Raw genomic sequence first — 1,934 nt, 5'->3', positions numbered from 1 at the left:
CGGGCTGCTCGTCGCCGCCGACGGCGAGCCGCTGCCCGCCCCGAGCGGCGGCCTCACCCATCTGTTCCCGACGTCCGCGACCCTCGCGGGCGCGTCCCTGGACGAGCTGGGGATGCCCGGCGGCCGCAAGACGACGATCACGACCCTGGCCGGGGCGCTCGCCGACGGAACCGTGGTCCTCGACCCCGGCGCCGACCGCGACGAGGCGTCCCGGGCACTGCTCGCCCTGCGCGGCATCGGCCCCTGGACGGCCGGATACATCCGGATGCGCGCCCTCGGCGACCCCGACGTGCTGCTCACCGGCGACGTCGCGCTGAACCACGCGCTCGCCCGCCACCCCGGCGCCGACCTGCGGGCCTGGCGTCCGTGGGGCACCTACGCCACCCATCTTCTGTGGAACTCGCTGTGAGGACGATCATGATCTACACGTATCTTCCGAGCCCGATCGGGCTGCTGCTGCTGACCGGGGAACGGGCGGGCGGGGGAGTCCGGCTGGCGTCGGTGTCGCTGCCGGCGTCGCAGCCGAACGCACCGGCCGTCGCGGACGGCTGGACCGAGGACCCCGCGGCGTTCGCCAAGGCCGCGGGCCAGCTCGACGGCTACTTCGCCGGCACCCTGGAGCGGTTCGACCTGGAGTTCGTCCCGGCGGGGACGGCGTTCCAGCGCGAGGTCTGGGCCGCCCTCGAAACCCTGCCCTACGGCACGACCACCACCTACGGCCGGCTCAACGCCGAGCTCGGCGGCTCACCCGCCAGGGCGCGCGCGATCGGCCGGGCGATCGGCGCGAACCCGCTGCTGATCGTCCGCCCGTGCCATCGGGTGGTCGGCGCGGACGGCTCCCTCACCGGCTTCGCCGCGGGCCTGCCCGCCAAGGAACTCCTGCTCGGCCACGAGGCCAGGACGGCTAGGGCAGCAGCACCCCGGGGTTGAGCAGGTTCCCCGGGTCGAGGGCCTGTTTGACGGCGCGGAGCACGGCGATCTCGGCGGGGGAGCGGCCCAGCCGCAGGTAGCGGGCCTTGGCGCGGCCGACTCCGTGCTCGGCGCTGATGCTGCCGCCCGCCGCCGCGACCCGCTCCAGCACCGCCTCGCCGACGTCCTCGCCCGCGCCCAGCAGATTGACGTGCACGTTGCCCTCGGCGAGATGCCCGAACAGGTAGGGGACGGCGGCACCGGCCAGGCCCGGCACGTCGGCGAGGAACGCGGCGAGATCGTGCAGCGGGACGGCGACGTCCAGTTTCAGCGGGACGCCCCGCGTGTTGATCGCTTCGGCGTGGGCTTCGCGGTAGGTCCAGAGCCGGTGCCGGTCGGCGGCGTCGCCGGCGATCACGGTCTCGGGCGCGTCGATCTCGGCGAGGGCCGCGAACAGGTCGGCGGACGGATCTTGCCGGGCGGCGCACTCGACGACCACGTAGAAGGCGTGGCGCTCGCGCATCGGATGCGGGAGCCCGGTGTGCTCGCAGATCAGGCGCAGGCCGTCCGGCATCAGGAACTCGGCCATCTCCAGGGAGTCGACGGCGCGCAGCCGCGGCAGGGCGGCGACGGCGTCGGCCGCGGAAGCGAAACCGATCATGGCGGTGGCGCGTGCGCCGAGCAGCGGGACCAGCCGCAGCCGGGCGGCGGTCACGATGCCGAGTACCCCCTCGCTGCCCGCGAACGGCGGCTCGAACCCGGCGTTGTCCTTGGGCAGCCCGCCGAGCCGCGACCAGACCGAACCGTCCGCCAGCACCGCCTCCACCCCGACGACGTTCGCGCGCGTCATCCCGTATTTGAGGACGCGTTCACCGCCCGCGTTGGTGGCGATCATGCCGCCGATGGTCGCGGAGCCGCGCGACGCCAGATCGACGCCGAAGTCGAGCCCGTGCGCGCGGACCGCCCGCTGCAGTTCGGCCAGGACCACGCCCGCGCCCACCGTGACCTGCCCGGCGGCGGCGTCG

3 protein-coding genes are annotated in these 1,934 nt (G+C 74.8%); 2 read left to right on the top strand and 1 reads right to left on the bottom strand.

Translation table 11 applies throughout. From position 1 onward, the window contains the following. Window positions 1–409 (top strand): DNA-3-methyladenine glycosylase family protein (locus ACYVE7_RS33240; protein WP_460370444.1); only part of this gene is annotated, 409 nt, incomplete at its 5' end. 8 nt (window positions 410–417) lie between these two features. Further along, window positions 418–930 carry a methylated-DNA--[protein]-cysteine S-methyltransferase gene (locus tag ACYVE7_RS33235; RefSeq protein ID WP_460370442.1) on the top strand — a complete coding sequence of 171 codons (513 nt, stop codon included), beginning with the start codon at window positions 418–420 and terminating at the stop codon, window positions 928–930. On the opposite strand, the gene ACYVE7_RS33230 is transcribed toward ACYVE7_RS33235, so the two are convergent. Further along, the coding region (locus ACYVE7_RS33230) for an FAD-binding oxidoreductase (RefSeq protein WP_460370440.1) at window positions 905–1,934 on the bottom strand (1,030 nt) is incomplete at its 5' end. The genes ACYVE7_RS33235 and ACYVE7_RS33230 overlap by 26 nt on opposite strands.

The sequence above is a fragment of the Actinocorallia lasiicapitis genome (genome assembly GCF_054778695.1).
The sequence above is the reverse complement of the archived record's forward strand: the minus strand, read 5'-3'. Positions and strand labels throughout refer to the sequence as shown.